We start from the raw sequence: 13,329 nt of genomic DNA, 5'->3' as shown, positions 1-13,329 counted from the left end.
CGGGCGATGCTCTGTAAAGCCGGGATTCGGGATTCGGGAAAGCAAAGGCATCGCCCGCGAGCGGGCTCCTGCGCCTTCCGAATCCTCAGTCCCGAATCCCGGATCTTCAATCCTGCTGCTTGACGATGCGCAGGCGGGCGGCCTGCACGCCGGGCAGGGCGCGTACGGCGCGCAGCAGGTCGGGGATGGCGTCGACGCGCCACTCCTCGCCCAGTTCCAGGTCGGCCTGGGCGCTGCGGTTGCGGTAACCGTGCAGGGTGACGCTGGCGTGGCCGCCGCGGTAGCCGGCCAGGGTGCGCTGCAACTGTTCGGCGAAGTCGGCGTGGATGCCGTTCAACTTCAGCTGCAGCAAGCGCGCATGGCGGCGGCAGGCGTCGTCGAGCGAGCAGGCGCTGCGCGCGCGCAACTGGAAGCCGCCGCCGGAGAACTCGTCGATGCGCAGACCGCCATCGACCACCAGCAATTGCCCACGCGTGAGCAGGGGCGCGGCCTGGTGGTAGACCTCGCCGAAGAAGCTCGCCTCGATGGCGCCGCCGCCGTCCTCGATGCGCACGAACGCGTCGCTGTCGCCGCGCTTGCGCACGGCGGCGACCATGCCGGCGATGGTCCACGGCGTGTCCGGGCCGCGGCGGAAGCGGTTCTCGCTGCCATCGTCGTTGCGCCGCGGTTTCGGCGGCTGGTAGCGGTCGACGATCTCGCCCAGCGGGCAGGTGGACAGCTGCGCCAGCTCGTCTTTCCACGGATCGGTGGGATGGCCCGAAAGGTAATGGCCGAGGGTGTCGCGCTCGCCCTGCAGGCGTTGTTCCAGTGGCCACTCCGGCGCGGTCGGCAACTCGATCTCGAGTACCGGCGTGGCCGAGCCCATCGCCGCGCCGAACATGTCGTTCTGGCCCGATTGCCGGTCACGCTGGTGCTGCTCGGCGGCCTTGACTGCATCGGGCAGTTGCAGCATCAGGCTGGCGCGATTGACGGCCAGCGCGTCCAGCGCACCGGACAGGATCAGCGCCTCCAGCACGCGCCGGTTGAGCTTGCCCGAATCGATCCGGCGGCAGAAATCGGCCAGGTCGGTGTAGCGTCCGTGCGCGCGCTCGGCGACGATCGCCTCGCACACGCCGTGGCCGACGCCCTTGATCGCGCCCAGGCCGTACTGGATGACCTTGGGTTCCACCGCCACGAACATGTACTCGGACGCATTGACGTCCGGCGGCTGCACCACGATGCCCAGCGCGCGCGCTTCGTTGAGGAAGGTGACCGCCTTGTCGGTGTTGTCCATGTCCGCGGAAATCGTCGCGGCCATGAACTCGGCGGGATAGTGCGCCTTCAGCCACGCGGTCTGGTAGGAGACCAGCGCATAGGCCGCCGCGTGCGACTTGTTGAAGCCGTAGCCGGCGAACTTCTCCATCAGGTCGAAGATGGCGTCGGCCTTTTCGCCGGAGAGCCCGTCCTTGGCGGCGCCCTCGCGGAAGATGGCGCGGTGCTTGACCATCTCCTCGACTTTCTTCTTGCCCATCGCGCGGCGCAGCAGGTCGGCGCCGCCGAGCGTGTAGCCGCCCACGATCTGCGCCATCTGCATCACCTGCTCCTGGTAGACCATGATGCCGTAGGTCTCTTTCAGGATCGGCTCGACGCGGGGGTCGGGATACTCGACTTCCTCGCGGCCGTGCTTGCGCGCGATGAAGCTGGGGATCAGGTCCATCGGGCCGGGGCGGTACAGCGCCACCAGCGCGATGATGTCCTCGAAGCGGTCGGGCTTCGCATCCTTCAGCATGCGCTGCATGCCGGAGGATTCGAGCTGGAACACGGCGACGGTCTGCGCCTTCTTCAGCAGTTCGTACGGCGCGGGGTCGTCCAGCGGCAACGCGGAGATATCCAGTGCCGCCTCGCCGGTTTTCGCGCGGCGCGCATTGATCGCTTTCACCGCCCAGTCGATGATGGTCAGCGTGCGCAGGCCGAGGAAGTCGAACTTGACCAGGCCGACCGCCTCGACATCGTCCTTGTCGTACTGGGTGACCACGCCGCCGCCGCCGGCTTCGCAGTACAGCGGGGAGAAATCGGTAAGCGGGGTGGGCGCGATCACCACGCCGCCGGCATGCTTGCCGGCGTTGCGGGTGAGGTTTTCCAGGCTCAACGCCAGGTCGATCAGCGCGTGGGCGTCCTCGTCCTGCGCGTAGGCGTCGCAGAACTCGCGCACGACGCGATCGGTTTCCTTCTTCGACTTCTCCGACAACCCCAGCGCATCGGACAGGGTCAGGTCGAGCGGCCGCGGCGGGATCATCTTGGCCAGCTTGTCGACCTGGCCGTAACCCATGCCGAGCACGCGGCCGGAATCGCGCAGCACCGCCTTGGCCGCCATCGAGCCGTAAGTGATGATCTGGCTGACCTTGTCGCGGCCGTACTTGCGCGCGACGTAGTCGATCACCTCGTCGCGGCGGTCCATGCAGAAGTCGATGTCGAAGTCGGGCATCGACACGCGTTCGGGATTGAGGAAACGCTCGAACAGCAGGTCGAACTGCAGCGGGTCGAGGTCGGTGATCTTCAGCGCCCAGGCGACCAGCGAACCGGCGCCGGAACCGCGCCCGGGGCCCACCGGAATGCCGTGCTGCTTGCCCCAGTTGATGAAGTCCGCGACGATCAAGAAGTAGCCGGGAAAGCCCATCTTGACGATGACGTCCAGCTCGCGTTCGAGCCGCGCGTCGTAGTCGGCGCGCGAATGGCCGGCGGCCAGCGGGGCGAGCGCGAGGCGTTCTTCCAGACCCTGCCGCGAGAGTTCGCGGATGTGGCTGTCGAGGTCGTGGCCTTCGGGCACCGGGAAGTCCGGCAGGTAATAGGTACCGAACTTGAGTTCCAGCGTGCAGCGCCTGGCCAGCTCGACGGTGTTTTCCAGTGCCTCGGGCAGGTCGGCGAACAGCGCGGCCATTTCCTCGGGCGTCTTCAGGTATTGCTGGTCGCTGTAGTCGCGCGGGCGCTTGGGGTCGGCCAGCACGCGGCCCTGGTTGATGCATACGCGCGCCTCGTGCGCGTCGAAATCGGCCTGCTTGAGGAAGCGCACGTCGTTGCTGGCCAGCACCGGCAGGTCGAGCGTCGCGGCCAGGGCCAGGGCGGCGTTGTTCCAGAGCTCCTCGCCGTCGCGGCCGCAGCGGGTCAGTTCCAGGTACAGCCGGTCGGGAAACAGCCGCGCCAGCGGACGCAGCTTCGCCAGTGCGGCATCGCTGCCCTGGTTCAGCGCGATGCGGGCTACTTCGCTGTCGCGTCCGAGCAGGGCGATCAGGCCGCTGCAGGCCTCGTCATGCAGCCAGCCGGCGTCGACCAGCGCGCGCCCGCCGTGCTGGCCTTCCTGCCAGGCGCGCGACACCAGCCGCGACAGGTTGAGGTAGCCGTCGTGGTCCTGGCACAGCAGGGTCAGCCGCCACGGGCGCGGATCGTCCGGCGCCGAGACCAGCAGGTCGCAGCCGCCGATCGCCTTGATCCCGGCCGCGCTGCAGGCCTTGTAGAACTTCACCAGCGCGAACATGTTGCATTCGTCGGTCAGCGCCACCGCCGGGATGCCGTCGCGCACGCAGGCGGCGACCAGCGCCTTGATGCGGATGGTCGAATCGACCAGCGAATACTCGCTGTGCAGGTGGAGGTGGGCGAAGCTGGCGGTCATGCAAATCTGCGCGCGTAGTCAGTGCAGGCTACCCGGCACCGGAGGCAGCGGCAAGATTGACTTGTGCGCGGTTTGCGCGACGCGGCCAGCGGTGCGCCCAGTGCGTTCGCGCCACCGGGAGGCCGTCGATGGAGGTGGCCATTTCCACGCCACGCGCGGCATCGGTTCAGAACAGGCGTCCCTGATCCAGCAGCAGGCGCACCGGGGCGTAGCTGCGCCGGTGCAAGGCGCATGGCCCCAGTCGCTGCAGCGAGGCGAGGTGGCCCGGGGTCGGGTAGCCCTTGTGCAGGGCGAAGCCGTAACCGGGGTGGAGCGCATCCAGTTGCACCATCAGCCGGTCGCGGGTGACCTTGGCCAGGATGGAAGCCGCGCTGATCGCCGGCTCCAGCGCGTCGCCGCCGATGATCGCGCGCGCAGGGCAGGGCAGATCCGGCGGAAGCTTGTTGCCGTCGATCAGCGCATGTTGCGCAGCGGGCGCCAGGCCGGCGATGGCGCGGCGCATGCCGGTCATGGTGGCGTGGAAGATGTTGAGGGAGTCGATCTCCTCCGGCTCGACCAGCACGATGCAGTACGCCAGCGCGCGCTCCACGATCCGCGGAAACAGCGTCTCGCGGCGTGCCTCGCTGAGCTTCTTCGAATCGTCGAGGCCGCGGATCGGCCGCGCCGGGTCGAGGATCACCGCGGCCACCGCCAGCGGGCCGGCCAGCGGCCCCCGGCCGGCCTCGTCGACGCCGGCCGTGAGCAGGTCCGCCGCATCCATCCGCGCCCGGGCTGATGCACGGTGACGTGTGGGCGGTCTATCCAGCGGCATGTGGTTGCCCGATCAGTTCGACGATGGCTGCCGCCGCACGGTCGCCGGCGTGGTCCGCCATGTCGCCGCGCAGCTCATGGTGCAGGTATTCGAAAGCAGCCACGATCGCGCCGCGGCGCTCGCTGTCACCGAACAGGTCCAGCGTGGCGGCCGCCAGCTTGCCGGCGGTGCAATCGTCCTGCATCAGTTCGGGCACCCGCAGCCCCGGGCCAAGCCCGCTGGCGCGCGCGAGGATGTTGGGCAGCGAATAGACGTCCGTCTTGAGCATGTTCAGGGCGCGGGCGATGCGGTAGCTCAGCGGCGCCACGCGGTAGCCGACCACCATCGGCCGCTTGGCCAGCATGGCCTCCAGCGTGGCGGTGCCGGAGGCCAGCAGCACCACGTCGGCGGCCAGCATCGCGTCGTGCGCCTGGCCGTCCAGCAGCAGCGGCGCGGGTTCGCTGTCCGGCCACCTGGCCAGCAGTTGCTGCAATCGCGCGTGCACCCGCGCGTTGGCGGCAGGCACCACGATGCGCAGGCCGGGCAGGGCGGCGGCGACTCGCCGGGCGGCGTCCAGGAAGATCTGGCCCAGTCGCTCCACCTCGGACATCCGGCTGCCCGGCAACACGGCCAGTACCGGCACCTGTTGCGGCAGTTGCAGCGTCTGGCGCGCGCCGCCACGGTCGGCGACCAGCGCAAAGCGGTCAGCCAGCGGGTGACCGACGAAACGCGCATCGACGCCATGCCGCGCGTAGATCGCCGGCTCCATCGGGAACAGGCACAGCACGCGATCCGCACTGCGTCCGATCTTCTCCACGCGATTCTCGCGCCAGGCCCACACCGAGGGGCTGACGTAATGCACCGTGCGCAGGCCGGCTTCCTTCAGTCGCCGTTCCACGCCGAGGTTGAAATCCGGCGCGTCGATGCCGATCACCACCGCTGGCCGTGCCTTCTTCAGGCGCGCGACCAGTGAGCGGCGCAGCCTCAGCAGGCGCGGCAGGTGGCTGATCACTTCGCTGAAACCGAACAGCGACAGTTCGCGGATGTCGTACCAGGACTCGAACCCCTCGCGCTGCATCCGCGCGCCACCGATGCCGATGAAGCGCGCCTGCGGATAGTGCCGGCGCAGGGCGGCGATCAGGTCGGCGCCCAGCTGGTCGCCGGAATCCTCGCCGGCGAGGATGGCGATCAGGGGGGCAGCTGCGGAGACGTCGGTGTTTTGCATTTTGTCTCCGTGGTGAAGCGAGAGCCAGAACGCGTGCTGATTGGCCACCAGTGCGACGCGCTCAACGCGCCAGCGAGCGCTCGCTGTGATCGAGGAACTCCAGCATCGCCAGGACGTCCGCGCTTTCGCGGGCCTGTTCGGCAAGTTTTTCGCGCGCCTCCGGCAGCGACAGGCCGGCCATGTAGAGCGTGCGGTAGGCGCGCTTGATCGCGGCGATGCGGGTCGCATCGAAGCCGCGGCGCTTGAGGCCTTCGCTGTTGATGCCGCGCGGGCGGCCCTGTTGTTCGTTGGCCATCATCACGAATGGCGGCACGTCATGGCCGACCAGGCAGCCCATGCCGATGAAGGCATGCGCGCCGACCTTGCAGAACTGGTGCACGCCCGAATAGCCGGACAGGATCGTCCAGTCGCCGATCTCGACATGCCCGGCCAATGCGGAGTAGTTGGAGAACACCACCCGGTTGCCGATCTGGCAGTCGTGCGCGATGTGCACGTAGGCCAGCACCCAGTTGTCGTCGCCGAGGCGGGTGATGCCGCCGCCGTCGCCGGTGCCGCGGTTGATGGTGGTGAACTCGCGGATCAGGTTGCGGTCGCCGATGACCAGCTCGGTGCGTTCGCCGGCGAACTTCTTGTCCTGCGGGTCGCCGCCCAGCGACGCGAACTGGGCGATACGGTTGTCGCGCCCGATCCGGGTGGGGCCCTCGATCACCACGTGCGGGCCGATCACCGTGCCGTCGCCGATCTCCACCTCCGCGCCGATGACGCTGTAGGCGCCGATGCGCACGCCGGCGCCGATCACGGCGCCCGGGTCGACCTGCGCGGTGGAGTGGATCGCGGTGCTGTCACTCATGTTCATGACCTCGCGGCGCACATCAGTTCGCAGCTTGCCACTTCCTTGCCGTCGACCGTGGTGCGCGCGGCAAACAGGCCCATGCCGCGGACCAGGCGCTTCAGGTTCACTTCCAGGCGCAACTGATCGCCCGGTACCACTGGAGCGCTGAAGCGCGCGTTGTCCACCTTGACCAGGTAGAACAGCGGGCTGCCCGCGTCGCCCTTCATGCGGCGGCTGATCTGGGTCAGCAGGCCGGCGGCCTGCGCCATGGCCTCGATGATCAGCACGCCCGGCATCACCGGGTGGCCGGGAAAATGGCCGTCGAAGAACGGTTCGTTGATGGTGACGTTCTTCAGCGCGACCGCGCTGACGTCCGGCACGACCTCGACCACCCGGTCGACCAGCAGGAACGGGTAGCGGTGCGGCAGCAGGCGCTGGATCTGCTCCACCTGCACCGGCAAGGTGATCTCGAGATTTTCCTCAGTCATCGCTCTTGTCCTTTTCCAGCGCCGCCAGGCGGCGCGCGTATTCGTCCAGATGCTTGAATCGCGCCGCATTCCTGCGCCACAGGCGATTGTCCTGCAGCGGCACGCCGGAGGAGTACTCGCCCGGTTCGCGTATCGAATGGGTGACCAGGCTCTTGGCGGTAATGGTAACCCGGTCGGCCAGTTCCAGATGGCCGAGCACGCCGGCGTTGCCGCCGATCATGCAGTAGCGGCCGATCTTCGCGCTGCCTGCCACGGCGGCGCAGCCCGCCATCGCGGTGTGTGCACCGACGTGCACGTTGTGGGCGATCTGGATCTGGTTGTCCAGCCGCACGTCTTCTTCCAGCACGGTGTCTTCCAGCGCGCCGCGATCGATCGTGGTGTTGGCTCCGATCTCGCAGTCGTCGCCGATGCGCACGCCGCCCAGCTGCGGCAGCTTGATCCAGTGGTCGGTGTCGAAGGCCAGACCAAACCCGTCCGAGCCGATCACCGCGCCGGGGTGCACCAGCACGCGGCGACCGAGGGTGACGCGCGTGACCAGGGTGACCCGGGCCACCAGCCGCGACTGCGCGCCCACCACGCAACCCTCGCCGATCATGCAGTGCGGTCCCAGTACGGCGCCGTCCTCGACCACGGCGTCCGCCTCGATCACGCAGCAAGGTCCGATGCTGGCGCCAGGGCTGACCCGGGCCGATGCGGCGACCACGGCGCTGGGATGCACGCCCGCGGGCGCGGCGGGCAGGCGCTCGAACAGGGCGGCGATGCGTGCGTAGGTGACGTAAGGGTCTTTCGCGACCAGCGCGGTGGTCGGGCAATCGGCGAGGTTCTCCTCGCGCAGGACCACCGCGCCGGCGCGGGTGGAAAGCAGCTGTGCGGTGTACTTGCCGTTGGAGAGGAAGCTCAACTCGCTGGCGTTGGCGCCGGCGAGCGTGCCCACGCCGCTCACCATTCGCGCGCCGTCGCCGCGGACCTCCAGGCCGAAGCGCTCGGCCAGTTCGGCTACCGAATAGTGGATGGGGTCCATGCTAGCTCCCGACTGTGCGCGTCATTGTAGGGCGTGGCACTGCATGACGCAGCCGTGCCTGGGGGGGGCGAAAAAAGAAAACGCGGCATCGCCGCGTCTTGCCGCCGGAAAGGGCAGGCCCGGGCTCGCCGGGCCTGCACCGGTGAGCCGTCAGAACTGGCTGCCGAAGGTGAACTGGATGCGTTCCTCGTAATGGCCATCAGACGGCTGCGAGCGGAACGGCACGGCCAGGCTGATGATCAGCGGACCGATCGGTGCCTGCCAGTGCAACGAGATGCCGGCCGAGGCGCGCAGCGTGCTGGCATCGAAGCTCTGATAATCCCGGTAGACGTTGCCGACGTCGGTGAACAACGACACGCGTGCGGTGTTGATGTCCTTCAGGAACGGCAGCGGCAGGTACAGCTCGGCGGTGCCGAGCACCTTGAACGAACCGCCGATCGGCTGCGCCCAGTAACCGCCCAGGCAGTTGCCGCGGACGTCGGGCGAGCTGCCGTCGATGCACACGCGCGGCCCCAGGGTGTTGTCCTGGAAGCCGCGCACGTCGCGCACGCCGCCGGATGAGAAGTTGGCGAAGAACGGGAAGTCCTGGCGCATGTCCGGCATCACGTAGCCTGCGCCGCGCTGCGCTTCGGTGGCCGCCTTCAGCACGGCGAACTGGTCGTCGCTGATGCCGTTCTTGCCATAGGTCTTGCCGTAGCCCACCTGACCGTCCAGGTAGAGCACGAAGCCCTTGCCGATCGGCCAGTAGTGATTGGCCTCGGCGGTGAGCTTCCAGTACTGCACGGTGGAACCGGGCAGGGTGACGTCGGCCTGGGCCTGCAGCAGGCCGCCGCGGGTGGGTGCCCAGTAGCCGTTGCGGGTGTCGTGGTTCCAGCCCAGCGTGCCGGTCCACGAATGGATGGTCTTGTTGCCGAGCTGGTTCTGGTAGTCGATCAGCTCCAGCGGGCTGAAGCCCGGGATCAGGTTGACCTTGTTGCTGCTGATGCCCAGGCCCACGCGCACGCCGTCGGTTTCGGTGATCGGGATGCCCAGGTAGGTGGAGAAGCCCTTGGCACTGGTGCTGTAGTTGGCGTAGTCGGTATTGCCGTAGTCGGTCTTGGAGTAGTTCGCGCTGTAGCCGATGCCGATGCCGTTGTCGGTCAGGTAGGGGTTGTAGTAGTTGGCCCCGAAGCTGGTCTGGTAGGTGCTGCGCGAACCGCTCACCGAGAAGCTGTCGCCGCTGCCGAACAGGTTGTTCTGGCTCAGCGAGGCGTTGAGGATGATGCCGGCGTACTGCGAGTAGCCGATGCCGAACTGCATGCTGCCGGCGGCCTGCTCCTCGACCTTGACGGTCACGTCGACCTGGTCCTGCGAGCCGGGCACCAGTTTCTTGTCGATGTCGACCTTCTTGAAATAGCCCAGCCGCTGCAGGCGGATCTTCGAGCGGTCGATCGCTGCCTGCGAGTACATGGAGCCCTCGAGCTGGCGCATCTCGCGGCGCAGCACGTTGTCCTCGGTCTTGGTGTTGCCGGAGAAGATCACGCGGCGCACGTACACGCGCTGGCCCGGCTCGACGTACATGGTCAGGTCGACCGTGTGCTTGTCCTTGTCCAGTTTCGGGATCGGGGTGACCTTGGCGTAGGCATAGCCGATGTTGGACAGCACCGCCTTGATCGCCTTGCTGGAGTTCTCGATCGCGCCGCGGTTGAAGATGTCGCCGTCCTTGACGAACACCAGCTGGCGCATCGCCGTTTCCGGCAGGATCAGGTCGCCGAGCAGCTTGACGTCGGTGACCTTGTAGATGTCGCCTTCCTTGACGCTGGCGTCGATGTACATGTTGCGCTTGTCCGGCGAGACGGTGACCTGGGTCGAATCCACGCCGAAATCCGCGTAACCGCGATTCATGTAATAGGACTGCAGCTTCTCCAGATCGCCGGAAAGCTTCTCGCGCGAGTACTGGTCGTTCTTGGAATACCAGGACATCAGGTTCGGCGTGCCGGACTCGAAATCGTCGCGGATCTGCTTGTCGGTATAGGCATGGTTGCCGAGGATGTTGATCTCGCGGATCTTGGCGGCCTTGCCCTCGCGGATCTCGATGTCGATGGAGACGCGGTTGCGGTCGAGCCGGGTCACGTGCGGCTCCACCGACACGTTGTACTTGCCGCGGTTGTAATACTGCCGGATCAGTTCCTGCTGCACGCCGTCGATGGCCAGCCGGTCGAAGGTCTCGCCTTCGGCGATGCCGGTCTGCTTGAGACCCTTCTTCAGGTCGTCGGTCTTGATGTCGTGGTTGCCGCGGATGTTGAGCTTGGCGATGGACGGCCGCTCGACCACCTTGATCACCAGGATATTGCCGTCGCGGTCCAGTTCCACGTCGCTGAAGAACTTGGTCTGGTACAGCGCGCGGATGGCGCGCGCCGCCTCGGCGTTGGTGAGCCGGTCGCCCTTGTTCAACGGCAGGTAGTTGTACACCGTGCCGGCCGCGATGCGGCTGAGGCCGTCGATGCGGATGTCCGAGATCACGAAGGGCTCGAACGCGTACGCGTTGGCGGCAAGGGAGGCAAGCAGGATCAGCGCGGCGATACGCTTCATCGTCGGTTCCGTTGGGTTAGTTTGACGGGGCGGCCAGCGCGGCCGACCCGTCAACGCGTGCGGCGGGGAGTGAGCCCGTCGCGAAAAGGGGCGCTGCATTCCAGCGGGAGTTGTTGCGGACCGCGCCTGCCCGGGCAAGCACGGTGGGCGCAGTCTGGCGGATCGCCAGATGGTCGAGGGCAGTGGCGATGCACATCACGACAGCAGGGTTCGCTGGATGTCGTTGAAGAGCGTCCACCCCACCAGGCTGAACAGCAGGACCAGGCCGATGTACTGGCCGATGACCATGGCCTGTTCGCTGACCGGGCTGCCCTTGACCAATTCGATCAGATAATACAGCAGATGCCCACCATCGAGGACGGGAATCGGCAGCAGGTTCAGGATCGCCAGGCTCAGCGACACCATCGCCAGGAACTGCAGGAACCACGCCAGTCCCATCTGCGCCGACGCGTTGGCGTACTGGGCGATGCCGATCACGCTGGAAATGTTCTTGGTCGAGGCATGCCCGCTGAGCATCTCGCCGATCATGCTGAAGGTCTGTCGCGTGTTGCGCCAGGTGGTGGTGAACGCGGCGCCGAGTGCGCGTGCCGGCGAGTACTTCACGGTGGCCGGCTCCGGCGGCGGTGGGGCGACGCCCAGCATCCACTTCGCCGGCTGGCCGCCGAGCGATTCCCATGTCGTGGTGACCGCGAGGGTCAGTGGCTGGCCGTCGCGCAGCACGCCGATCGACAGTCGCGGCGAGGTGGCCGCCGCCGATTGCACCAGCCTGCCGAGGCTGTCGAAATCGCCCACCGGCTGGCCGTTGATGCTGACGATGCGGTCGCCGCTCCGGATGCCACCCAGCGCGGCCGGTTGCCCGGGCTTGACCGTGCCGGCGACTGCCGGCGGCGGGGCCAGGCGCAGGCCGAGCTTGCCGAAGTACTGGTCGATCGGCTGGCCGGCCGGCAGGCGGTCCAGCGGCAGCACGAGTTCGTTGGTCTGGCCATCGGCGTGGCGCACCGTCAGCGGCAGCGGGGTCAGCGCCAGCAGGGCGTTGCCGATGGCGTCCATCGAATCGCTCCAGGTGGAGACCTGGCGCCCGTTGACGCTGAGGATGCGGTCACCCGGCTGGATGCCGGCTTCGGCGGCGATGCTGTCCGGCGTGGCGGTCACCACCGGCGCGTAATCGCTGCGGCCGAGCATGAACATCAGCCACAGCGCGGCGATGGTGAAGATCACGTTGAAGCCCGGACCGGCCGCCACGATGGCGATGCGTTTCCACACCGACTTGCCGGTGAACTCCTGGTCGCGCAGAGCCGGATCGACCTCGCCCTCGCGTGCGTCCAGCATCTTCACGTAGCCGCCCAGCGGGATCGCGGCGATCCAGTATTCGGTGCCGTCGCGGCCGATGCGTTTCCAGATCGCCTTGCCGAAACCGACCGAGAAACGCAGCACCTTGACCCCACAGCGCCGCGCGACCCAGTAGTGGCCGAACTCATGGAAGGTTACCAGCACGCCGAGCGTGACCAGCAACCAGAACACCGAGCCGAAAAAGGAAGTCATCAAGTACCGCAGCGGAAAGTCATCGGGACAAGAATATCAGCAAGCCCTGCGCAGTACGCGTCGGGCCGCCTCGCGGGCCGCCCGGTCGCGCTCGAGCAGGGTCGGGATATCGACCACCGCTTGCGCCGGCAGTTCCGCAAGCACCGCCTCGACCACGTCGGCAATCGACAGGAACGCCAGCGTGCCGGCGAGAAAGGCCTCCACTGCCACCTCGTTGGCCGCGCTCAGCACCGCCGGGGCGTCGCCACCGGCGCGCAGCGCCTGGAAGGCCAGCGCCAGGCAGCGGAAGGTGGCCAGGTCCGGCGCCTCGAACTGCAAGGGCGCGCAGGCAGCGAGGTCGAGCGGGCTGACGCCGGACTCCACCCGCTCCGGCCAGGCCAGCGCGTGGGCGATCGCGGTGCGCATGTCCGGGTTGCCCAGCTGCGCCAGCACCGAACCGTCCACGTACTCGACCATCGAGTGGATCAGGCTCTGCGGATGGACCACCACGTCGATCGCCTCGATCGGCGCGCCGAACAGGTGATGCGCCTCGATCACTTCCAGCCCCTTGTTCATCAGGGTGGCCGAGTCGACCGAGATCTTGCGGCCCATCACCCAGTTGGGGTGCTTGCAGGCCTGGTCGGGCGTGACATGGGCCAGTTCGGCGCGACTGCGGCCGCGGAACGGGCCGCCGGAGGCGGTCAGGATCAGCCGCCGCACGCCGCTGCGGGCCAGCTCCGGTCGTCCACCGGGAAGGCACTGGAACAGCGCGTTGTGCTCGGAGTCGACCGGGATCAAGGCTCCGCCACCGCGGGCCATCGCCTGCAGCAGCAGCGGGCCGGCCATCACGATGGATTCCTTGTTGGCGAGCAGCAACCGCTTGCCGGCATGCGCGGCGGCCAGCGTCGACTCCAGCCCGGCGGCGCCGACGATCGCTGCCACCACGGTGTCGCACAGCTCGCCGGATGCCGCGGCGACCAGCGCAGCCGGGCCGCTGGCCACCTCGCAGTGCACGCCGGCATCAGCCAGACGGCGAGCCAGTTCGCGCTCGTGGGCCGGGTCGGCCACGACGGCCAGGTCGGGCCGATGGCGCACGCACAGCTCCACCAGCGCCTCCACCCGGTGATTCGCGGTGAGCACGCTGGCGCGGAATTGTTCGGGATGGCGCGCGATGACATCAAGCGTGCTGCCACCGATCGATCCGGTGGCGCCGAGTACGGCGACTCTGCGAATCG

At 67.8% G+C, this 13,329-nt stretch carries 9 protein-coding genes; all 9 read right to left on the bottom strand.

Annotation, left to right across the window (positions count from 1 at the left end):
• Positions 1-106: 106 nt before the first annotated feature.
• The 9 genes from dnaE to B1991_RS03800 all read right to left on the bottom strand — a co-directional run bounded on the left by dnaE (position 107) and on the right by B1991_RS03800 (position 13,327).
• The gene (gene dnaE / locus B1991_RS03840) at positions 107-3,646 is read right to left on the bottom strand and encodes a DNA polymerase III subunit alpha (RefSeq protein WP_136257381.1); all 3,540 of its coding nucleotides are present in this window, start codon (positions 3,644-3,646) and stop codon (positions 107-109) included.
• A gap of 166 nt (positions 3,647-3,812) precedes the next feature.
• Positions 3,813-4,406, bottom strand: coding sequence for a ribonuclease HII (gene rnhB, locus B1991_RS03835; protein WP_210772086.1), 594 nt, complete (start codon positions 4,404-4,406; stop codon positions 3,813-3,815).
• A gap of 37 nt (positions 4,407-4,443) precedes the next feature.
• Positions 4,444-5,661 (bottom strand): lipid-A-disaccharide synthase, encoded by a 1,218-nt coding sequence (gene lpxB, locus B1991_RS03830; RefSeq protein WP_136257379.1) that lies wholly within the window; start codon positions 5,659-5,661, stop codon positions 4,444-4,446.
• Positions 5,662-5,722: 61 nt separating this feature from the next.
• Positions 5,723-6,511, bottom strand: a complete 789-nt coding sequence (lpxA, locus tag B1991_RS03825) for an acyl-ACP--UDP-N-acetylglucosamine O-acyltransferase (protein WP_136257378.1) — start codon at positions 6,509-6,511, stop codon at positions 5,723-5,725.
• 2 nt (positions 6,512-6,513) lie between these two features.
• Positions 6,514-6,981, bottom strand: a complete 468-nt coding sequence (gene fabZ, locus B1991_RS03820) for a 3-hydroxyacyl-ACP dehydratase FabZ (RefSeq protein WP_136257377.1) — start codon at positions 6,979-6,981, stop codon at positions 6,514-6,516.
• Positions 6,974-8,002, bottom strand: a complete 1,029-nt coding sequence (gene lpxD, locus B1991_RS03815; protein WP_136257376.1) for a UDP-3-O-(3-hydroxymyristoyl)glucosamine N-acyltransferase — start codon at positions 8,000-8,002, stop codon at positions 6,974-6,976. The genes fabZ and lpxD overlap by 8 nt, the downstream gene beginning before the upstream one ends.
• A gap of 150 nt (positions 8,003-8,152) precedes the next feature.
• Positions 8,153-10,573, bottom strand: coding sequence for an outer membrane protein assembly factor BamA (gene bamA / locus B1991_RS03810; protein ID WP_136257375.1), 2,421 nt, complete (start codon positions 10,571-10,573; stop codon positions 8,153-8,155).
• 195 nt (positions 10,574-10,768) lie between these two features.
• Positions 10,769-12,115 (bottom strand): RIP metalloprotease RseP, encoded by a 1,347-nt coding sequence (rseP, locus tag B1991_RS03805; RefSeq protein ID WP_136257374.1) that lies wholly within the window; start codon positions 12,113-12,115, stop codon positions 10,769-10,771.
• Positions 12,116-12,151: 36 nt separating this feature from the next.
• A complete protein-coding gene (locus tag B1991_RS03800; RefSeq protein WP_136257493.1) occupies positions 12,152-13,327 on the bottom strand; it encodes a 1-deoxy-D-xylulose-5-phosphate reductoisomerase in 1,176 nt (391 codons plus the stop codon).
• Positions 13,328-13,329: the final 2 nt, after the last annotated feature.

Origin of the sequence: Rhodanobacter lindaniclasticus (assembly GCF_004799035.1) — a bacterium.
Classification (GTDB): Bacteria; Pseudomonadota; Gammaproteobacteria; order Xanthomonadales; family Rhodanobacteraceae; genus Rhodanobacter; species Rhodanobacter lindaniclasticus.
Note: the sequence above shows the minus strand (reverse complement) of the source record. Positions and strands in the feature narration are given on the sequence as shown.

Excerpts from the sequence above, each read along its gene's own strand:
- dnaE (WP_136257381.1), bottom strand. The coding sequence starts at position 3,646 with ATGACCGCCAGCTTCGCCCACCTCCACCTGCACAGCGAGTATTCGCTG.
- rnhB (WP_210772086.1), bottom strand. The coding sequence starts at position 4,406 with ATGGATGCGGCGGACCTGCTCACGGCCGGCGTCGACGAGGCCGGCCGG.
- lpxB (WP_136257379.1), bottom strand. The coding sequence starts at position 5,661 with ATGCAAAACACCGACGTCTCCGCAGCTGCCCCCCTGATCGCCATCCTC.
- lpxA (WP_136257378.1), bottom strand. The coding sequence starts at position 6,511 with ATGAGTGACAGCACCGCGATCCACTCCACCGCGCAGGTCGACCCGGGC.
- fabZ (WP_136257377.1), bottom strand. The coding sequence starts at position 6,981 with ATGACTGAGGAAAATCTCGAGATCACCTTGCCGGTGCAGGTGGAGCAG.
- lpxD (WP_136257376.1), bottom strand. The coding sequence starts at position 8,002 with ATGGACCCCATCCACTATTCGGTAGCCGAACTGGCCGAGCGCTTCGGC.
- bamA (WP_136257375.1), bottom strand. The coding sequence starts at position 10,573 with ATGAAGCGTATCGCCGCGCTGATCCTGCTTGCCTCCCTTGCCGCCAAC.
- rseP (WP_136257374.1), bottom strand. The coding sequence starts at position 12,115 with ATGACTTCCTTTTTCGGCTCGGTGTTCTGGTTGCTGGTCACGCTCGGC.